At 66.5% G+C, this 18450-nt stretch carries 18 protein-coding genes; 12 read left to right on the forward strand and 6 right to left on the reverse strand.

Features of this window, described 5'->3' with window-relative positions:
• Positions 1 to 11 precede the first annotated feature (11 nt).
• Both RIB45_RS12620 and RIB45_RS12625 read left to right on the forward strand, forming a co-directional pair.
• Positions 12 to 1424 carry a hypothetical protein gene (locus RIB45_RS12620; RefSeq protein ID WP_350050667.1) on the forward strand — a complete coding sequence of 471 codons (1413 nt, stop codon included), beginning with the start codon at positions 12 to 14 and terminating at the stop codon, positions 1422 to 1424.
• Positions 1425 to 1538: 114 nt separating this feature from the next.
• A complete protein-coding gene (locus tag RIB45_RS12625) occupies positions 1539 to 2459 on the forward strand; it encodes a DMT family transporter (RefSeq protein WP_350050668.1) in 921 nt (306 codons plus the stop codon).
• 47 nt (positions 2460 to 2506) lie between these two features.
• Here the strand turns inward: RIB45_RS12625 and hppD are convergent, their stop codons facing one another.
• Together hppD and RIB45_RS12635 are read right to left on the reverse strand one after the other, a co-directional pair.
• The gene (hppD, locus tag RIB45_RS12630) at positions 2507 to 3625 is read right to left on the reverse strand and encodes a 4-hydroxyphenylpyruvate dioxygenase (RefSeq protein ID WP_350050669.1); all 1119 of its coding nucleotides are present in this window, start codon (positions 3623 to 3625) and stop codon (positions 2507 to 2509) included.
• A gap of 388 nt (positions 3626 to 4013) precedes the next feature.
• Complete coding sequence (locus RIB45_RS12635) at positions 4014 to 4748, reverse strand: hypothetical protein (RefSeq protein WP_350050670.1); 735 nt, start codon at positions 4746 to 4748, stop codon at positions 4014 to 4016.
• A gap of 168 nt (positions 4749 to 4916) precedes the next feature.
• Here RIB45_RS12635 and RIB45_RS12640 point away from each other — a divergent pair, with 168 nt between their 5' ends.
• Positions 4917 to 5579 carry a class I SAM-dependent methyltransferase gene (locus tag RIB45_RS12640; RefSeq protein ID WP_350050671.1) on the forward strand — a complete coding sequence of 221 codons (663 nt, stop codon included), beginning with the start codon at positions 4917 to 4919 and terminating at the stop codon, positions 5577 to 5579.
• A 14-nt stretch (positions 5580 to 5593) separates the two neighbouring features.
• Here RIB45_RS12640 and RIB45_RS12645 read toward each other — a convergent pair whose 3' ends face one another.
• Together RIB45_RS12645 and RIB45_RS12650 are read right to left on the reverse strand one after the other, a co-directional pair.
• Positions 5594 to 6079, reverse strand: coding sequence for a DUF192 domain-containing protein (locus RIB45_RS12645; protein ID WP_350050672.1), 486 nt, complete (start codon positions 6077 to 6079; stop codon positions 5594 to 5596).
• Between the two features lie 59 nt (positions 6080 to 6138).
• A complete protein-coding gene (locus RIB45_RS12650) occupies positions 6139 to 7281 on the reverse strand; it encodes an acetoin utilization protein AcuC (RefSeq protein ID WP_350050673.1) in 1143 nt (380 codons plus the stop codon).
• Between the two features lie 194 nt (positions 7282 to 7475).
• On the opposite strand from RIB45_RS12650, the gene RIB45_RS12655 reads away from it, so the two are divergent.
• The 3 genes from RIB45_RS12655 to RIB45_RS12665 all read left to right on the forward strand — a co-directional run bounded on the left by RIB45_RS12655 (position 7476) and on the right by RIB45_RS12665 (position 9544).
• Positions 7476 to 8138, forward strand: a complete 663-nt coding sequence (locus RIB45_RS12655) for a peroxiredoxin (RefSeq protein WP_350050674.1) — start codon at positions 7476 to 7478, stop codon at positions 8136 to 8138.
• 190 nt (positions 8139 to 8328) lie between these two features.
• The gene (locus RIB45_RS12660; protein ID WP_350050676.1) at positions 8329 to 8634 is read left to right on the forward strand and encodes a helix-turn-helix domain-containing protein; all 306 of its coding nucleotides are present in this window, start codon (positions 8329 to 8331) and stop codon (positions 8632 to 8634) included.
• A gap of 127 nt (positions 8635 to 8761) precedes the next feature.
• Positions 8762 to 9544: a hypothetical protein gene (locus RIB45_RS12665; RefSeq protein ID WP_350050677.1), complete on the forward strand. Its 783-nt coding sequence runs from the start codon at positions 8762 to 8764 to the stop codon at positions 9542 to 9544.
• Here the strand turns inward: RIB45_RS12665 and RIB45_RS12670 are convergent.
• Together RIB45_RS12670 and RIB45_RS12675 are read right to left on the reverse strand one after the other, a co-directional pair.
• Positions 9454 to 10149: a hypothetical protein gene (locus tag RIB45_RS12670; protein ID WP_350050678.1), complete on the reverse strand. Its 696-nt coding sequence runs from the start codon at positions 10147 to 10149 to the stop codon at positions 9454 to 9456. The two genes, RIB45_RS12665 and RIB45_RS12670, sit on opposite strands and share 91 nt — an antisense overlap.
• 173 nt (positions 10150 to 10322) lie before the next feature.
• Positions 10323 to 12203, reverse strand: a complete 1881-nt coding sequence (locus RIB45_RS12675) for an ABCB family ABC transporter ATP-binding protein/permease (protein ID WP_350050679.1) — start codon at positions 12201 to 12203, stop codon at positions 10323 to 10325.
• A 169-nt stretch (positions 12204 to 12372) separates the two neighbouring features.
• On the opposite strand from RIB45_RS12675, the gene RIB45_RS12680 reads away from it, so the two are divergent.
• Genes RIB45_RS12680 through RIB45_RS12705 form a run of 6 tightly spaced genes read left to right on the forward strand, consistent with a single transcriptional unit; the run spans position 12373 to position 18405 of the window.
• Positions 12373 to 15231: a monovalent cation/H+ antiporter subunit A gene (locus RIB45_RS12680; protein ID WP_350050680.1), complete on the forward strand. Its 2859-nt coding sequence runs from the start codon at positions 12373 to 12375 to the stop codon at positions 15229 to 15231.
• Between the two features lie 3 nt (positions 15232 to 15234).
• On the forward strand, positions 15235 to 15633 hold the full coding sequence (locus tag RIB45_RS12685) for a Na+/H+ antiporter subunit C (RefSeq protein WP_350050681.1): 399 nt from the start codon (positions 15235 to 15237) through the stop codon (positions 15631 to 15633).
• Positions 15630 to 17192, forward strand: a complete 1563-nt coding sequence (locus tag RIB45_RS12690) for a monovalent cation/H+ antiporter subunit D (protein WP_350050682.1) — start codon at positions 15630 to 15632, stop codon at positions 17190 to 17192. Before RIB45_RS12685 ends, RIB45_RS12690 begins: the two co-directional genes overlap by 4 nt.
• 19 nt (positions 17193 to 17211) lie before the next feature.
• Positions 17212 to 17709 carry a Na+/H+ antiporter subunit E gene (locus RIB45_RS12695; RefSeq protein ID WP_350050683.1) on the forward strand — a complete coding sequence of 166 codons (498 nt, stop codon included), beginning with the start codon at positions 17212 to 17214 and terminating at the stop codon, positions 17707 to 17709.
• Complete coding sequence (locus RIB45_RS12700) at positions 17706 to 17975, forward strand: K+/H+ antiporter subunit F (RefSeq protein WP_350050685.1); 270 nt, start codon at positions 17706 to 17708, stop codon at positions 17973 to 17975. Before RIB45_RS12695 ends, RIB45_RS12700 begins: the two co-directional genes overlap by 4 nt.
• 10 nt (positions 17976 to 17985) lie before the next feature.
• Positions 17986 to 18405 (forward strand): Na+/H+ antiporter subunit G, encoded by a 420-nt coding sequence (locus tag RIB45_RS12705; protein ID WP_350050686.1) that lies wholly within the window; start codon positions 17986 to 17988, stop codon positions 18403 to 18405.
• The last annotated feature ends 45 nt before the right edge of the window (positions 18406 to 18450 follow it).

Consider the following 18450-nt stretch of genomic DNA (forward strand, 5'->3'; position numbering starts at 1 on the left):
GCGATCCCGCCATGGCGCTCACACAATCGCAGCAGAAAAAGCTTCAGAAGTTCCTGATCGCGCTCGGCGACAGCGAACTGAAAAGTCTGACGCGCGCGCTGGAGTTCGGCCGCACGATGGATATGGACGGCCTGCCGCTGGACGAGATCATGGAGATGATCCGGCCTGCGCTGCAGGAGCTCCGTCCCATCCACATCCCCACTCTTGCGCGCACCCTTTGCGAGCCGTCGGAAGACTTCTTCGTCAACGCGAAACCCGACGTGAAGCGCCCCGCCGTGATCCATCGCAGCTTCATCCAACCCTTCGTGGCGCACAGCCGCGCGCTTGCCGACGGCGCGCTCGACCGATTGGAGGCGGAGATGCTGACCGCCTTCAAGGACGCGGACTGGGCGGCCCTCGAGGCCATGAAGCGGGAAACCTGGGCTAAGGCCGGCGCGCTATGGCGCCCTGCGCTGGAGGAGGCGGAACGTAACGACAAGAAGGCGGTCGCCCTACGCACGGCGCTCGGCGGCGCCGATCGGCTGGAGGAGGTGCGCGAAGCGGTCCGCGCCATAGCGGCCGCCGACGGAGTCCTCGCGGTGCGCGCCCTGCATCCGACCAAGCCGATCGGCAAGTTCAAGAAACCGTTGGCCGATCAGGCGGTCGACGTTCTGATCCGGGCGAGCAACGAAACGCCGCAAGCAGCCGATATGGTGCTGTGGACGTTGTTCCGCCGCCTGCGCACGCCGGGAGAGATCACCGTTCTTTTCGCCGCCATGGACGTGCAGCGAACCATCTGGGCGACATGCCTCGCGACTGCGCGCTCCGAGATCGAGGCGACGCTGTTGGCCGAGAACGACGCCGCCGCAAGCGAACTGGTGAGCGCCATCAAGCGCGGTCGTCTGTCCGCCGACACGCTGTTCGACGAGTTGGAGCGGTTTCTGGGCGAAGCCGACGCCGTGCAGGACGCCTGCACCAAGGAGAACAAGCAGATCGCGAAGGAAAAGACGACCGGCCACATCCGGGCGCTCTCCAAGGTGGTCGAACGCTCCGTCGTCACCAACGCCGACCGCAATCTCAACGCGGCGCTGAGCGACATCGTCAGCGTCGTGAAGACCGGCCAGGAAACCACCGCCGAGATCGAACACGCCATCAAGAAGGCGGAGTATATCGCCGCCGCCTTCCGGCGCGCGCGCGGCGTGGTGGATCGGATCGGCGCGCGTTCCGCCTATGAACGCGAACGCGCCGCCATCGAAACCTCCATGCGGACGGCCGAGGACGTGCTGAAACGCTGGCTCGATCAGAATCCCGGCGAGGATCCCGACGGGCGGAAGCGCGAATACGTGCTCTATTTCTGCCGCATCGTGGAAATGATCTCCGGCCCCAAGGCCGCCGACAGCACCCGTCGGCGCCTGTTCGCCGGCCTCAAGCCGAAGGCCGCGTAAACCGCTCGCGCCCGCGCCTTTTTTCCTGGCCGCCTTGGTGCAAGGCGCCCAGCCGGGGGCGGCCGCTGAGAATCCGAATTGCGGCGGGGGCCGGGAGGCCGTACGACCCTATCCATGCAGGATGAAGACCGGACAACGGCGATCGCCAGCGCGATCGTGGTCGCGAGCGGCGTGCTTTGGGGGATCTACTGGCTGCCGATCCGCGAGATCGAAGCGGCGGGGCTCCCTGGCGCCTGGGGGACGCTCGCCGCCGTGGCGGCTGCTGCGGCGGCGCTCGCCCCCTTCGCGATCCTGCGGCGGCGGGCGCTGGCGCGCACGAACCGATGGGGGCTTTTCTACGTCGCGCTAGGCGGGGCGTCCTTCGTGCTCTATTCCGTCGGGTTCATCTATGGACGGGTCGCGATCATCATCCTTCTGTTCTATCTGACGCCGGTATGGAGCGTGCTGATCGGCCGCTATGTCCTGGGCTGGCGCAGTACGGCGGCGCGCACGGCGGCGATCGGCCTAGGCCTGGTCGGGCTCGTCGTCATGCTGGGGGCGGACGGACAGACCCCTCTGCCGAGGAACGTCGGGGAATGGCTGGCGCTGGCGGCGGGCCTGCTCTGGTCGATCGCCTCCACCGGCATCCGGCTCAAATCCGATCTCGACGTCGTCGTCACCAGTTTCGTCTTCGCGCTCGGCGGTTGCGCAGGCGCGCTGATCGTGGCGATAGGCCTGGCGTCGCTCGCCGCGCCGTCGCTCGCCACGCACGCGGCGACGGCGGCGCCGGCCCTCGCGCCCCTGCCCGCGATCGCGTGGAGCCTTGTCGCCGGCTTGGGCTGGTGGGGGGCGAACACGGCGATGCTGCTTTGGGCGACCGCACGGCTCGAGCCGGCGAAGGTCGGGATCCTGCTAATGTCCGAAGTGGTGGTCGGGGCGCTGTCCGGCGCGTTCATCGCCGGCGAGGCGCTCAGCGCGCTGGAATGGGGCGGCGGCGTGCTGGTCTTAGGCGCGGCTCTGCTGGAGATTCGCGGCGGGCGCCGAAAACCTGCGTGACCGAGGTCTTGGGGGCGGTCGAGCCTCGCGCCGCCCCCGAGCCCCGGTCATTCGCCGTCCGCGTCCTGCAGCACGCCGCGGCGCACCTGATCGCGCTCCATGCTCTCGAACAGCGCCTTGAAGTTGCCCTCGCCGAAGCCCTCGTCACCCTTGCGCTGGATGATCTCGAAGAAGATCGGGCCGATCACGGTTTCGGTGAAGATCTGCAACAGGATGCCGCCGTCTTCCGTCGGCGCCCCGTCCAGCAGCAGGCCGCGCGCCTTCAGAGCCTCGATCGGCTCGCCGTGGTTCGGCACGCGCTCGTCGAGCATTTCGTAATAGGTCTCCGGCGGCGGGGTCATGAAGCTGACGCCGGCCTCGCGCAGGCGATCGACCGTCTTGTAGATGTCGTCCGTTCCCAACGCGATGTGCTGAATGCCTTCGCCGTTATAGGCCTGGAGATACTCTTCGATCTGCGATTTGTCGTCGGCGGATTCGTTAATCGGGATGCGAATCTTGCCGCACGGACTCGTCATCGCCTTCGAGTGCAGCCCGGTCAGCTTGCCCTCGATGTCGAAATAGCGAATCTCTTTGAAGTTGAAGAGCTTCTCGTAAAAGTGCGCCCACACGTCCATGCGGCCGCGGAAGACGTTGTGCGTCAAGTGGTCGATATAGGTGAGGCCCGCCCCTTGCGGGAAGCTGGGGGCGTCGTCCAGCCACTGGAAGTCGATGTCGTAAATCGTCGGCGTCTCGTAGCGGTCGACCAGATAGATCAGGCTGTCGCCGATGCCGTGGATGGCCGGGATGTTGAGCTCCATCGGGCCGACCTGACCGTGAAACGGCTTGGCGCCCAGCTGCAGCGCGCGCTCGTAGGCCGCCTTCGCGTCCGTCACCCGAAAGGCGATTGCGCAGGCGCTGGGGCCGTGCACGTTGGCGAAGGACTGGGCGAAGCTCTTCTCGTCCGCATTCAGGATGAAATTGATCCCGCCCTGACGGTAGAGCGCCGCGTTCTTCGAGCGATGCTGCGCCACCTTCTTGAAGCCCATGGTCTCGAACAGCCCGGCGAGCGCTTCGGTGTCGCGGGCCGTGTACTCCACGAACTCGAAGCCCTCGGTTCCCATGGGGTTGGCGTCAGAGATGACGCCGGGCTGAAAGCCGGCGGAAAAGTCGGTTTCGGTCGCACTCATGATAGGCGCCTCCTTGGACGAGCGTCGGATCGCCGTCCGCCGCGCGCCGTCGCGCGGTCGGATTGCGGTTTCCGCTAAAGCTATGTGAGAAGGATGTGGGGGCCGCGATCGCGCGGCGCAAAGCCTTACGCGGGACCGACCGGGGACCCGCGGGAGCGCCCGCGCCCGCTCTTCGCAAGACAGCGGCCTACGGTCAACAGGACCGACGGCGAGCCGATCGCCGCCGCGCTCGCGCCGGCGCCGACCGCGAGCGAACGCGCGCGCTCAGCCTTGTGAGGTCGGGAAAAGCCTCTCCGCATCATGGGGGAGAGCCTACCACAAGATCATTTCAGATGAAACAATCACCCGCCGCCGCGCCTGCGGGACGACCGCGCTCTTCGCACGGCGGTCAGCCCATAACCTCGAAGCTGCCCGAGGAGTCCGACTTCAGATTGTCGATCGTCTCGGCCTGCGAATCCGTGCCGGGGTTTCGGAGATCGCCCAACCGCTCGCAGTCGTAGCCAGCGCGCATGACGTCGCGGATCGTGACGATATCGGTGCGCCGCCCGCTGCTGTCCGCATCGCGGGGCACGTAGCGGCGTACGTAGACGTCGCGCGACAGCGCGTAGCCGCGGCGCGCCAGCGCCTCGAGATAGGCGGCGAGCGCGTCGCGCTCGGCCGCGTCGGGCAGCGCGGGATCGGCGCCGGCGCGCCAATCGGTCAGGCAATAGTCCAACGTGGTGAAGCGCCGCTGTCCAAGCCGAAGGGTCTCGCCCGGCGGCGGCGCGTAGTCGCCCACGGCGCGGCGCAGATGCAGCACCACAAAGCGTTCCGGCGCCGCCGGCTGGCGTTCCGCGAAAATCCAGGCGGGTCCTTCATAAAGGCCGCCCGCATCGATCTGCGTCTGACGGTCGAACGAGAACTCATAGGAGATGTTGATGCGCTCGGCCGCGGGATAGATGATCGCCAACGCGTTCTGGCGATCGTAGGTGTTGCCGGCGATCATCGGCGTCTCGCGCACCGCGAGCGTGTCCTCGAAGGTGGTGCGCACGCAGCCCGTAAGCGCAACCGCACCGATCGCGGCCCCCGCCGCCGCCGCAGCCAGCCGTCGCGCCGCGCTCTTCGCTTCACCCCGCCTGCGCATGATCCTCCCTTTCGCGCCGATCCGGGCGATCGCCCCGGAGCAGCGCAGGAATTACCACATATGGCGGGCGACCGCCATAAGAGAGCGCCAGATATGGGGCCTTTTCGGGTCCGTCCCGCACCCCCTACTCTGCCGGGTCCGCTTCATCGATCCTGGAGGCCCGCACCGATGTCGACCACCAGCCTAGGCTTGCCGCCGGCGCTGCATGACTATCTGCTCTCGGTCAGCCTGCGCGAAAACGACGTGCAGCGCAGGCTGCGCGAGGAGACCGGGCGCCTCGCCGAACGCAACATGCAGATCGCGCCCGAGCAGGGCCAATTCATGGCGCTGCTCACGGAACTGATCGGCGCCCAGCGCGCGATCGAGATCGGCGTCTTCACCGGCTACAGCGCGCTCGCCGTCGCCCAGGCGATGCCGGCGACCGGCCGCCTGATCGCCTGCGACGTCAGCGAGCAGTGGACGGCGATCGGCAAACCCTACTGGGCCGAGGCCGGCGTCGCCGACAAGATCGACCTGCGTCTCGCGCCGGCGCTGCAGACCCTCCAGGCCCTGCTGGCCGACGGCGAGGCGGATCGCTTCGACCTGGCCTTCATCGACGCCGACAAGGAGCGGTACGAGGACTATTATGAGGCCTGCCTGCAACTGATGCGCCCGGGCGGGCTGATCCTGATCGACAACGTGCTGTGGGACGGCAAGGTCGCGGACCCGGCCGTCGACGATTCCGAGACGGAGGCGATTCGCGCCCTGAACGAGAAGTTGCGCGCGGACGCGCGAATCACTCTTTCCCTCGTTCCGATCGCGGACGGTCTGACACTCTGTCGAAAGCGTTGACGCCGCAACGCGCCTTACTGGAACCTCGGGTGGCGCACCCGATCGCCCGGTTCAATTCCCAGCCGCGCCGCGGCGCCGCCCTTGAGCTCGAGCACGCCGCGCACGCGGCCCTTTGAGGCGCGCGGCTGCAGGCTGTGGGGCGTCGCGCGTTCGATGATCGATTCGATCTCGCCGTTCGCCTCGATGAATAGCATGTCGAGGGGTATGTACGTGTTCTTCATCCACATCGAGACGCGTTGCTCGCGTCCGTAATCGAACAGCATGCCGCGGTCGTCCGCCAGTTCGCGGACGAACATCAAGCCGTAGGCGCGCTTCGACGCGTCGTCGGCGATTTCGACCGTGAAATCGTGACTCCGTCCGTCCTGCGTCTCGATCGACAGCGGGCTTACCCCGAAATCGGGCCGCGCGTCGGGGTCCTGCGCCCGGACGGAGGCGACGGAGGCGAACGCCAGCGCGGCGGCGGCGGCGATGAGCGGCAGGCGGCGGAAGATCGACGTCATCACAGCAGCCTTGGCCGCGCCGGGCGGCCTGTCAATGCTGCAGCCGACGGTCTGAGGGCTCACCCGGCGGCGGAGCGCGCGGCGAGCGCGCGGCGCACCGTCTCGCGGACTTCTTCGCGGATCGCACCGCCGCGCGGCGGGTCGGCCAGAGTGGTCATCCAAGCCTCGGGCGGGTTGCGGCCGAGACTGTGGCGCCAGTCGATCGCGCGCAGCACCGCTTCCCCCTCGGGCGGGAGGCGCTCGGGCGGCGCGCGCTCGTTAAGCCGGCCCCAGATCCCGGCCCAGGCGCGCGCCACCGCGTAAGGATTGTAGCCCCCGCCGCCGAGCGCGAGCAGCCGCGGCGCCAGCGCGCGCAGCGAGTCCGCCGCTCGCCAGTAGGCCCCATTGGACAGGGCGAGACCGCTCATCGGGTCTTCGGCCAGCCCGTCGACGCCGCACTGCATGACGACCGCCGACGGCGCATGATCGACGACGAGGGGCAGCACCGCGGTCTCCATCACATAGGCGAATTCGTCGTCGTGAAAGCCTTTGGGCACGGGCAAATTCACGGCGGCGCTGAGGCGCGCCGCCCGCTCGATCGTGCCGGTGCGCGGCCACCGCCCTTCCTCATGCACCGAGATGGTCAGCACCCTTGGGTCGTCGGCGAAGGCGTCCTCCACCCCGTCGCCGTGATGGGCGTCGAGATCGACATAGGCGATCGGCGTCACGCCAAGCTCCAAAAGCCGCAGGATCGCCAGCACGGGATCGTTCAGATAGCAGAAGCCGCTCGCCCGATCCGGCCGGCCATGGTGGGTGCCGCCAGCCGGGTGATGCACCACATTCGCCCCGCCCGCCAACAGCTCCGCCGCCAGCAGCGACGAGCCGGCGGCCGTCGCCGGGCGGCGAAAAACTTCCGCGTAGATCGGATTGCCGCCCGCCCCGATGTTCCATCGCCGCCGCTCCGCCTCGCTTAGATCCTGGTCGCGCTCGGCGCGTTGCAGCGCGTCGACATAGGCCGGCAGATGGAACCGGTAAAGCTGGTCGGGGGCCGCGACGGGGCCGTCGCGGTAGTCCGCCTCGTCCAGCCAGCCGAGCGCCCGGATGATGTCGAGCGCCAGCGACACCCGCGGAATTGAGAGCGGGTGCTTCGCGCCGTAGCGCGACTTGCGATAGATCTCCGAGCCGATCAGCTGCGGCCTGGACGCTGCGGCGAGGGTCTGCATGTCGGATGAGGTAGCGCGGTCCGCCCGAGCCGCCAAGCCGCGTCTGGCGTCCTTTCGCGCGACAATTAACACTGCTTATATGTTTTTATTGTTTTACCCACTTTCGCATTGTAAAATTCACGCAGCCCCTTAGATCAAAGACGGCATCCAAGACCCCGCCGCCAAGACCGAGTTCCAACCGAAAGGACGACCTCATGAGCCTGCAAATCGGATCGGACGCCCCGAACTTCACCGCCGAGACGACAGAGGGAACGATCGATTTTCACGACTGGATCGGCGACAGCTGGGCCATCTTGTTCTCGCACCCGAAAGACTTCACGCCGGTCTGCACCACCGAATTGGGGACGATGGCGAAGCTGAAGCCGGAATTCGACAAGCGCGACGTGAAGGTCATCGGGCTCAGCGTCGACCCAGTGGAAAATCATAAGAGTTGGTCCGACGACATTCAGGAGACCCAAGGCGTCGCGCCGAACTATCCGATGATCGGCGACACGGACCTGACGGTCTCCAAACTGTACAATATGCTGCCGGCCGCTGCCGGCGACAGCGCGGAAGGCCGCACCGCCGCCGACAACATGACGGTGCGCAGCGTCTTCGTCATCGGGCCGGACAAGAAGATCAAGCTGATCCTGACCTACCCGATGAGCACCGGCCGAAATTTCGACGAGATCCTGCGCGTCGTCGACAGCTTGCAGCTGACCGCCCGGCATCAGGTCGCGACTCCCGCCAACTGGACGCGCGGCGGCGAGGTGATCATCGTGCCGGCGCTGAAGGATGAAGACGCCAAGGCCAAATTTCCGGACGGTTGGCGCGCGGAGAAGCCCTATCTGCGGTACGTCCCGGATCCGAGCGCCTGAAGATGCGCGCTTAAATAGGCGCACTCGCGACCGTACGGCCGCCGACCTCCCTCTCGAAGGTCGGCGGCCGTATGCGTTTAAACCCTCTTAAACCATAAGGGTATCCGAATCCGCGGCGTCGCCTCTTGCGCTTTCGCGCGGGGGTGGTCACACTCATTGCGCGCATGATCAACCGCCTGGACCTTTGCAGATGTCCCGTCCCGACAAGCAGGTGGTCGCCGTCGTCGGCCGTAACGTTTCACGCCTCCGCCGCACGCGCGCGCTTTCACTGGCCGAGGTGGCGGCGCGCTCGACCCGATGCGAAGACAAGCTTAGAGCGATCGAAAAAGGCGAACAGATGCCGGATCATACCACTTTACTTCGGCTGGCGGACGCGTTGAATGTTACGCTTGAGCGGATCTTCGACGGGCTGACGCTTGAACCGCGGGCTGGAACGCCGGCCCCCGCCCCGGCGGCGCGCAACGCCGACGCGCGTCGGAACCGGAAGGAGGCTTGAGCCTGCGCACGGTCTGCGGGACGCCTCCGTCGGCCGCTATAACGGGCGCCCCGACCGGCCCTGCGGCCGTCGGGCCAGGACGCACGGCGCGGAGCCTCAGACCGGCTGGGCGTCGAGGAGAGGGGTGATGACCGAGCGAGACTGGTGCGCCTGGTACGACAACGAGGGCCGCGCGCATGAGCGCCCGCCGCCCCGGTTGATTGAGGATCCGGCGCTGGGGGCCTGTCTGCGCTATGCGGGCGGGTGCATCGTGGTGTCGGACCGCGCGCCGCTGATGACATGGGTCCCCGACGCGACGGCCTGGCCGGCGCTAAACGCGGCCGCCAACGCCGTGCGCGGCGCGCTGGCGAGCCAACGGGTCCATCTTCGCTATTACGTTTCCGGCTGGGCCGAGGAGACGCTTGAGACGGCCGAACTGTTCGAGCGCCTCGACTACATTGAGGAGATCGCGCGGCGCCCGGTGAACATGACGCCGCGCATCCGACCGTTGGAGCCCTCCGAGGAGGTCGAGCGCACAGCCCGTGAGATCGAGATGCGCGTGCGCGACAACGTGCTCGACGACATCATCCTTTACGACGTGGTCGAACCCAATCGGTTGCGCTACGCCCATATCGGCGGGCGCACGCTTTTCGCAAACGTCTGCACGCCCGAAGAAGTGCGCGAGACCGTGGGCAAGGACGATCTAATCGATCCCGCCGACAACGGCTTCGGCGACGCGGTCACCCGGGCCTACCGCGACGCCATCGAGTACAATCAACCGATCGTCGATCTGGTCACCGCGCCGGTCCGGCTCGGCGGGCGCGAACGGCGATGGCTGCATTACAAGCGCATCACCGTGCCGCTGCTCTCTCTTGGAAAGCTCGCGGTATTCACCGACCCCACGCCCTCGCAGCGGATATCGTTCGAGTAGTCGGGCACTTCCTCGGCCAACGCCCAGACGACGAACTCCTCGAGCGAGCGTTCTCCAGCCTTCCATGTGAAGGCCGGCCCGTTGTGATGCGGGTAGCCGGAGCGTTGCGGGAAGCGCGCGCGGATCTTCTTCTCCGAGACGACCGCCCAGATCAGGTCGTAGTCCCAGCGCTTCAGCGCATGCATCATCGCGAAGTTGGTGAGTTTCTTCGCAAGGCCCAGCCCTTGGCGACCGCCGCGTCCCGGGCGCATCCACAACTCGCCCTGATAGGCGAACCGCCCGCGCAGAAAGGCGAACGCTTCCGGCAGGGCCATTTCGCAATTCAGCGCGTGCAGCGGATAATCGGCAGGCCGATAATCCAGAAACGACCCGCGCAGATAACGCCTGAGCGACGTGTTCGGGTCGCAATAGCCGACGGCCTGGGTGTGCATCAGAATCCCGTCGGCGTCGTAGCCGAGAACGGCGAAACTGTCTTCGAACACGCCGCGGGCGGGATCGAAAACGAGCGACGTCGCCGGCCTGTCCGGCTGCTGAAAAAGCACGGACGCATCCTCGACGATCGAAAGGGTCAGCTCGTACTCTGGTAGTGCAAGTGTCTGCTGCATCTATTTTTCCGATACGTTGGGGCGCTTGGCGCGCTTAAGTTGCCGTATCGTGCATAGATAGCAGACTATCGTCTGGATAGCATTACTTTTCGTTGTTTTGCTACCTAGACGCGAACACATCCCAATGCATTCGGATTCTATTTGTTTCGAAGGCGCGCGACCGATCGATGCGGTCAGTCTCGACCCTCAGGCCCTCGTTGGGGACGCTCGGCGCCGTGCGCCGCGCCGTCCGCCCCCTCCCCCTCCTGCTGGCGGCGCCACATCCGGGCGTAGGCCCCCTCCCGCGCCAGCAGCGCCTCGTGCCGGCCGCGCTCGACCACCTGTCCGTCGACCAGCACGATGATCTCGTCGGCGTCGACGACCGTCGACAGACGATGCGCGATGACCAAGGTCGTCCGGCCTTTGCTGACCGTCCGGAAGCTCTTCTGAATCTCGCGTTCGGTCGCCGTATCGAGGGCCGAGGTCGCCTCGTCGAACAGCAGAACCGCCGGATTCTTCAAAATCGTGCGGGCGATCGCGACGCGCTGTTTCTCGCCGCCCGAGAGCTTCAAGCCTCGCTCCCCGACCATCGTATCGTACCCGTCCGGCAGACCGTCGATGAAGCGCTCGATCTGGGCCAGCCGGGCGGCCTCCTCGATCTCGGCCTGCGTCGCCTCCGGACGGCCGTAGGCGATGTTGTAGCGGATCGTGTCGTTGAACAGCACGGTGTCCTGCGGGACGATCCCGATCGCGGCGCGCAGGCTGGCCTGGGTCACGTCGCGCAGATCCTGACCGTCGATCGTCACCCGACCGCCCTGCACGTCGTAAAACCGGAACAGCAGCCGGCTGATCGTCGACTTGCCGGCGCCCGACGGCCCCACGATGGCCAGCGTGCGCCCGCTAGGCGCCTCGAAATCAACGCCCTTCAGGATCGGCCGCCGCGGATCGTAGCCGAACTGCACGGTCTCGAAGCGCACGCACGCGCCATTCAGTTTCAACGCCGGCGCGGCGGGCTTGTCTTCGACGTCGCGCTCGATCCGGAGGATTGAGAACATGTCCTCCATATCCGTGAGCGATTGGCGGATCTGCCGATAGACGAAACCGAGAAAATTAAGCGGCAGGTAGAGCTGGATCAGATAGGTGTTCACCAGCACGAAATCGCCGATCGACATGGCGCCGCTGACGACCCCGTCCGCCGCCATCAGCATAATCACCACGAGGCCCAGAGCGATGATGCCCCCCTGCCCGACATTGACCACGGCCAGGCTGGTGATCGAGCGGACGGCCGCCTCCTCATAGCCGCGCATTGAGACGTCGAAGCGACGGGCCTCATGTCCTTCGGCGCCGAAGTACTTCACCGTCTCGTAATTGAGCAGGCTGTCGATCGCCTTTGTGTTGGCCTCAGAGTCCTTCGTGTTCATGGCTCGGCGGAACTTGAGCCGCCATTCGGTGACGACCAGCGTGTAGGCGATGTAGCCGGCGATGGTGACGAAGGTTGCGGCCGCGAACCGCCAATCCAGCATCGCCCACAAGACGCCGCAGACCATCGCGATCTCAAGCAGCGTCGGCAGGATGTTGAAAAGCGTGAAGGCGAGCAGGAACTCTATGCCCTTCACCCCGCGCTCGATGACCCGGCTGAGGCCGCCGGTCTGGCGCTCCAGGTGATAGCGCAGCGAGAGCGTGTGCAGATGCTGGAAGGTGTTGAGGGCCGCGTTCCGGATCGCGTTCTGGGCGACCTTCGCGAACAGCGCCTCGCGCAGTTCCTGGAACAGCACGGAGCCTAGACGCACCGCGCCATAGGCCACGATCAGCCCGATCGGGACCGCGAGCGCCGCCTGCTCGCCCGAAACCTCGAGCGCGTCGACCGCTTGCTTGTAGAGAATCGGGACGTAGACCGTGGCGACCTTGGCCAGCGCCAGCGCGATCAGCGCCAGCACCACCCGAGTTTTGATGTCGCCGCGCCCCGCCGGCCACAGATAGGGCAACAGCGTCAGCAGGGTGCGCCACTGACGGCGGCGATTTTCAGCGCCTGCGCCCTCCTCGGCCGCGCCGGCGGAGCCGAGCGGCGGGGTCATGGTCGATTTCGCCTGGAACGGGTCACGCAACCACCCTATATGGGCCCGAAGCCGGGCCGGTTTGTCTTGACCCTGACGGGCAGGTCAATAGGCTCACGGTCAACCCACATACCCGTTCTGGATGCCTCCAATCACCTAGCCCGATGCGCGTCAAAAAGAAAGGTGGGGCATGGATCTCGCCCTGATCGTGATGTTGCCCTTCCTCGGCGCCTTGCTGCCGGGGCTTATGATCCGCGCCGGGCGGGACGCGTGCGCGCTCGCCACCGGGTCGGTCACGCTGCTGGCGCTGATCCTGCTGTTGGCGCACGCCCCGGCCGTCTTCGCAGGAGAGGTGATCCAGGCGCGGTGGGAGTGGCTGCCGGCGCTCGGTCTCAACGTCACTTTCTTCCTCGACGGGCTGGGATTTCTGTTCGCCGGGCTGATCCTGGGCATTGGACTGCTGATCATCTGCTATGCGCGCTACTACCTGTCGCGCAAGGATCCGATGGGGCGTTTCTACGTCTTTCTATTGCTCTTCCAGGGAGCGATGGTGGGCGTGGTCTTATCCGACAACGTCCTGCTTCTGCTGATATTCTGGGAGCTGACCAGCCTCAGCTCCTTCCTGTTGATCGGCTATTGGAAGCATCTGCCGGAGGGGCGCCAGGGCGCGCGCATGGCGCTCGCGGTCACCGGCCTGGGCGGACTTGCGATGATCGCGGGCATGCTGCTTTTGGGCCAGATCGTCGGGTCCTACGACATCAGCGAGATCATCAAGCACGGTCCGGAGATTCAGGACTCGCCGCTCTACGCCCCGGCCCTGATCCTGATCCTGCTGGGCTGCTTCACCAAATCGGCGCAGTTCCCGTTCCACTTCTGGCTGCCGCACGCCATGGCCGCGCCGACGCCGGTCAGCGCCTATCTCCACTCCGCGACGATGGTGAAGGCGGGCATCTTCCTCCTGGCGCGGTTGTGGCCGGCGCTGGCGGGGACCGACCTTTGGTTCTACCTGGTGGCGACGACCGGCCTGTTCACCATGGTCATGGCGGCGTGGATCGCGCTTTTTAAGGACGATCTGAAGGGGCTTCTGGCGTTCTCGACCGTCAGCCACCTGGCGTTGGTCACGTTCCTCTTCGGCCTCGGCACGCCGATGGGCGCGATCGCCGGAATCTTTCACATCATCAACCACGCCAGTTTCAAGGCGGCGCTCTTCATGACCGCCGGCATCGTCGATCACGAGACCGGCACCCGCGACATCAAGAAGTTGGGCGGACTGATGGGGCTGATGCCGATCACGGGGACGATCGCCAGTCTCGCCGCGCTCTCGATGGCCGGCGTGCCGCTGCTTAACGGCTTCCTGACGAAGGAGATGATGCTGCACGAGGCGCTGGCGACCGATTGGGCGGGGATTCCCGGCGTCGTCGGGCTCGCGGCCGCGGTCGGGGCGCTGTTCTCGGTCAGCTACAGTTTTCGCTACATCGCCCACGTCTTCTTCGGCAAGCGCCCGGAGAAGTTCGACCATCCGCCGCACGACCCGCCCGCCGGCATGTATCTGCCGCCGGCGCTGCTGATCGTGCCGGTCGTGCTGATCGGCCTGTTCCCCGCCGCAGTCGCCGGCCCGATGGTGGCCGTCGCCTCCGGCGCGGTGGTGGGCGGGCCTCTGCCGGACTACTATCTGGCGATCTGGCACGGCTTCAATCTGACGCTGGTCGCAAGCCTCGTCGCCTTGGCGGGCGGCGCCTTCCTGCTCTACCGCCATGCGCAGGCGAAGGCGTTCCGCGAGAAATTTCCCCGCCCCGAAGCGAAACGCATTTTTGAATCGGTCGTCGAGAGCTGCGCGACGCTCGCCAACCGCGTGACCGACGCGCTGCACGACGGGTCGCTGCGCCGGATCATGGCCGTCACCGTGTCGACCGCGGTGATCGGCGGCGCGCTCGCCTTCATGGGGGCCGAGCATGGGGCCGGCGCGCGCGAGGGCGTGCCGGCGGCGCCGATCGCGGTGCTCACCTGGGCCGTGTTGATCGGCGCCTGCATCGCCCTGGTCGCCTTCCACCGCAACCGGTTGTTGACGTTGGTGATCGTCGGCGTGGTGGGCGTCATCGTCTCGCTCGGCTTCGTCTATCTGTCGGCGCCGGACCTCGCGCTGACCCAGATTTCGGTCGAAGTGGTGACGGTCATCCTCCTCCTGCTCGCACTCAATTTCCTGCCGAAGGAGACGCCGCGCGAAAGCAGCTCGCCGCGCCGCGCGCGGGACGGGGCGATCGCCGCGCTGGCCGGACTCGGAGTGGGCGGCCTTATTTTCGCGATATTAAACCGCGACTTCGCGATCCCTACGATCTCGGACTTCCACCTCGCGAACTCGAAGCCCGGCGGGGGCGGCACGAATGTGGTGAACGTCATTCTGGTCGATTTCCGCGGCTTCGACACCTTCGGCGAGATCATTGTGCTGGGCATCGCGGCGTTGGCGATCTATGCGCTGCTGGACGGCGCGCTTAAGGGCCCGGCCGTCAAGCGCCTGCAAAGCTGGGTGCCCGATCAGGAACGCGCGCGCGACCGCCATCCGATGATGCTGGTCGTGGCGACGCGGGTGATGCTGCCGCTGTCGCTGCTGGTCGGCGTTTACATCTTCCTGCGCGGCCATAACGACCCGGGCGGCGGCTTCATCGCCGGCCTGGTGGTGGCGATCGCCTTCCTGATGCAATACATGGCTTCCGGCTACGGTTGGGCCGAACGTCGGGTGAAGATCGATTACCACCTGATGATCGGCTGGGGCGTGCTCGCCGCCGGCTTCACCGGGGTCGGAGCCTGGATCGCCGGTCGTCCGTTCCTGACCAGCGACTTCACCTACGTGACCTTGCCGGTCGTCGGCACGTTCGAGATCGCGACCGCGCTGGCCTTCGACGTCGGCGTCTTCCTGACGGTGGTGGGATCGGTGATGGTTGCGCTCGCCAATCTCTCACGCCTTGCGCGGACCACCGAAGCGCCTGTCAGCGATGCGCCGATGGACGTCGACCCGACGCGCCGCGGCCGCCCGGCCGAAGAGGAGGGCTGAATCATGGAGGCTCTCGTGGCGAGCGGCGTGGGCGCGATGACGGCGGCCGGGGTCTACCTGATCCTGCGCGCGCGCAGTTTCCCCGTCATCGTGGGGCTGGCCATGCTGTCCTACGCGGTCAACGTCTTTCTGTTCGCGACCGGACGGCTTGCGCTCGACCTGCCGCCAGTGATCTCCAAATCGGCCGAGGCCTACACCGATCCCCTGCCCCAGGCCTTGGTGCTGACCGCCATCGTGATCTCGTTCGGGATGACGGCGGTGATCGTCGTGCTGGCGCTTCGCGCCTATCTGGAAAGCGGCGACGACGCCGTCGACATCGGCGCGACCGACAGCGAAAGCGCCGACCCGCCGCCTGACGACCCGGGCGATCCGCCCGGCGAGAAGGAAGGGGCGGGCCGATGACCGACCTCACCCTCAATCATTGGATCGTCGCGCCGATCATTCTGCCGGCGCTGCTGGCCCCGATCATCGTTTTGGCGATGCGTCACGATCTGTTTCTGCAACGGGTGTTCTCGATCGCCGGAACGCTCGCGCTGCTCGCGATCGCGATCGGTTTGACCGTGCAGGCCGCCGGCGGCCCGCCGCAGAGCTACGAGCTCGGCAACTGGGACGCGCCCTTCGGCATCGTCATGGTGCTCGACCGGTTGTCGGCGCTGATGGTGCTGCTCACAGGCGTGTTGGCCTTGGTCGTGGTCTCCTATGCGACGGCCAGCGGGTGGGATCGACGCGGCCGCCATTTCCATGCGCTGTTCCAGTTCCAGCTGATGGGCGTCTGCGGCGCGTTTCTGACCGGCGACCTGTTCAACCTGTTCGTCTTCTTCGAAGTGCTGCTGATCGCTTCCTACGGGCTGATGCTGCACGGCGGCGGCGCCAAGCGTACGCGTGCGGGCGTACAGTACGTGGCGGTCAATCTCGTAGGGTCCACGCTGTTTCTGATCGCGGTCGGCGCGCTTTACGGCGTAACCGGCACCTTGAACATGGCGGACATGGCGGTGCGCGCCGCGCAGGTTCCGGCGGCCGATCAGGCGATCTTTCAGACCGCCGGCGTGCTGCTGCTGATCGTCTTCGCCATCAAGGCGGCGACCGTCCCGGTGCAATTCTGGCTGCCGGGCGCGTACGCCAACGCGCCGGGCCCCGTCGCCGCGCTGTTCGCGATCATGACCAAGGTCGGCGCCTACGCGATTTTGCGCGTCTACACCTTGGTGTTCGGAGCGGCGGCGGGCGACGCGGCGTGGCTGGCGGCCGACTGGCTTCTGCCGGCGGCCCTGATCACGCTCGCCGTCGGAATGGTGGGCGTGCTGGGCGCGAAGGGGCTGGTGCGGCTGGTCTGTTTTGCGGTGATCGGGTCGATGGGCACCTTGATGATCGCGATTGCGCTGTTCACGCCGCAGGCGACGACGGCCGCCCTCTACTACCTGCTCCATTCGACGTTCGCGGCGGCGGCGTTGTTTCTGTTGGTCGATCAGGTGGTGGCCCGGCGACGGGCGGCCGGCGACCGCATCGAGACGGCGCCGCGCTTCCTGCATCTCGGCCTGTTCGCGGCCTTGTTCTTCGCCGGCGCGATCGGCATGGCCGGCATGCCGCCCTTGAGCGGCTTCGTCGGCAAGCTGCTGGTCCTGGACGCCGCCGCCGCGGTCCCGCAGATGGGGCTGATCTGGGCGGTGGTTCTCATCACGTCGCTGATCTGCATCGTCGGCTTCGCGCGCGCCGGCAGCACGATCTTCTGGAAGGCGGATTCTCTGGCGCCGCCCAGCGACCAGGATCAGCGCGCGGCCGCGCCATCGCAGCCCGCCCCGAGCCTGGCTGTGGGCGCGGTCTCGGCGATGGTGGTCGGCATGGCCGCTCTCACGCTGTTCGCTGGGCCGATCACGGGCTATCTCGATGCGACGGCGGCGCAGCTTTACGAGCCCGCGGGCTACATCCGGGCCGTGCTGGGCCCGGACGCTCTCGCCGGACGCTGAGGGAGAGGAAGATCATCCGATGCGCCTGTTCCACCGCCTCTTCCCCCACCCGTTCCTGACGCTCACTCTCGTCGTCGTCTGGCTGATGCTCGTCAATACGGTTTCGGCGGGCCACCTTGTGCTCGGGCTTATTCTGGGGGCCGTCATTCCGCTCCTGACCGCGCCCTTCTGGCCCGCCCGGCCGAAAATCCGCCGGTTTCCGACCATCGTCGCCTACGTGTCGATCGTGCTCTACGACATCGTCAAAGCGAACGTTCACGTGGCGTGGTTGGTGCTGTTCGTGCCGGCGGGGAAGCTGCGCTCGCGCTTCGTGACCGTGCCGCTCTCGCTGACCACGCCGGAGGCCATCACCGTGCTCGCCGGAACCATCACCATGACGCCCGGCACGGTCTCGGCGGACGTTTCGGCGGACGGTCGAGCGCTGCTTGTCCATTGCCTGGACGCGCCCGACGACCAAGCCGTCGTCGACGAGATCAAACAGCGCTACGAAGCGCGGCTGAAGGAGATTTTCGAATGATCGAGATCGCGCTCCTTATCGGCTTCTTCTGCTTTGCGATCGCGCTGATCCTGAACCTCTATCGCTTGGCGAAGGGCCCCAGCATCGCCGACCGCGTATTGGCGCTCGACACGATGGTGATCAACGGCATCGCCATCCTGATCCTCTACGGCATGTATGAGGGCACGGCGGTTTATTTCGAGGCCTCGCTGCTGTTCGCCATGGTCGGCTTCCTCTCAACCGTCGCCTACTGCAAGTTCATCTTGCGCGGCGACATCATCGAATGAAGGCGCGGCCATGGATTTCTTGATCGAGGCGATCATCGCCTTTCTCATCATCGCCGCCGGCTTCTTCGGCATCGTCGGCTCATTCGGCCTGGCCAAGCTGCCGGATCTTATGACCCGGCTGCACGGCCCGACGAAGGCCACCACGTTGGGGATCGGCGGCGTGCTGATCGCCTCCATGCTCTACTTCATCGGCGAGCGCGGCGAGTTCTCCTGGCATGAGCTGTTGATCACGCTTTTCCTATTCCTGACCGCGCCGATCACCGCCAATTTCATCGCCAAGAGTTTCCTGCATCGCCGCATGTCGGCGGAGGAGCGCGAACGCCTGCCCGCGCCGGGCGGCGAGCACGGCTGGGCCACCTTCGACGCCCCGCCTGTCGATCCCGAGGATGAGGCGCCCGCATTGGCCGCGGTGCGGCGGCGGAAACCCTAACGGGTGATCCGGTCCGCCCCATCCTCGCGTACCGGCTACGACTAT

It is taken from the genome of Marivibrio sp. (assembly GCF_040218065.1).
GTDB lineage: Bacteria > Pseudomonadota > Alphaproteobacteria > UBA8366 > Aestuariispiraceae > Marivibrio.

Bases quoted from the DNA above. Each gene is read 5' to 3' on its own strand.
- hppD (WP_350050669.1), bottom strand. From the start codon at position 3,625: ATGAGTGCGACCGAAACCGACTTTTCCGCCGGCTTTCAGCCCGGCGTC.
- RIB45_RS12700 (WP_350050685.1), top strand. From the start codon at position 17,706: ATGATCGAGATCGCGCTCCTTATCGGCTTCTTCTGCTTTGCGATCGCG.
- RIB45_RS12695 (WP_350050683.1), top strand. From the start codon at position 17,212: ATGCGCCTGTTCCACCGCCTCTTCCCCCACCCGTTCCTGACGCTCACT.
- RIB45_RS12685 (WP_350050681.1), top strand. From the start codon at position 15,235: ATGGAGGCTCTCGTGGCGAGCGGCGTGGGCGCGATGACGGCGGCCGGG.
- RIB45_RS12660 (WP_350050676.1), top strand. From the start codon at position 8,329: ATGTCCCGTCCCGACAAGCAGGTGGTCGCCGTCGTCGGCCGTAACGTT.
- RIB45_RS12625 (WP_350050668.1), top strand. From the start codon at position 1,539: ATGCAGGATGAAGACCGGACAACGGCGATCGCCAGCGCGATCGTGGTC.
- RIB45_RS12635 (WP_350050670.1), bottom strand. From the start codon at position 4,748: ATGCGCAGGCGGGGTGAAGCGAAGAGCGCGGCGCGACGGCTGGCTGCG.
- RIB45_RS12670 (WP_350050678.1), bottom strand. From the start codon at position 10,149: ATGCAGCAGACACTTGCACTACCAGAGTACGAGCTGACCCTTTCGATC.
- RIB45_RS12705 (WP_350050686.1), top strand. From the start codon at position 17,986: ATGGATTTCTTGATCGAGGCGATCATCGCCTTTCTCATCATCGCCGCC.
- RIB45_RS12645 (WP_350050672.1), bottom strand. From the start codon at position 6,079: ATGACGTCGATCTTCCGCCGCCTGCCGCTCATCGCCGCCGCCGCCGCG.
- RIB45_RS12640 (WP_350050671.1), top strand. From the start codon at position 4,917: ATGTCGACCACCAGCCTAGGCTTGCCGCCGGCGCTGCATGACTATCTG.
- RIB45_RS12690 (WP_350050682.1), top strand. From the start codon at position 15,630: ATGACCGACCTCACCCTCAATCATTGGATCGTCGCGCCGATCATTCTG.
- RIB45_RS12665 (WP_350050677.1), top strand. From the start codon at position 8,762: ATGACCGAGCGAGACTGGTGCGCCTGGTACGACAACGAGGGCCGCGCG.
- RIB45_RS12650 (WP_350050673.1), bottom strand. From the start codon at position 7,281: ATGCAGACCCTCGCCGCAGCGTCCAGGCCGCAGCTGATCGGCTCGGAG.
- RIB45_RS12655 (WP_350050674.1), top strand. From the start codon at position 7,476: ATGAGCCTGCAAATCGGATCGGACGCCCCGAACTTCACCGCCGAGACG.
- RIB45_RS12680 (WP_350050680.1), top strand. From the start codon at position 12,373: ATGGATCTCGCCCTGATCGTGATGTTGCCCTTCCTCGGCGCCTTGCTG.
- RIB45_RS12620 (WP_350050667.1), top strand. From the start codon at position 12: ATGGCGCTCACACAATCGCAGCAGAAAAAGCTTCAGAAGTTCCTGATC.
- RIB45_RS12675 (WP_350050679.1), bottom strand. From the start codon at position 12,203: ATGACCCCGCCGCTCGGCTCCGCCGGCGCGGCCGAGGAGGGCGCAGGC.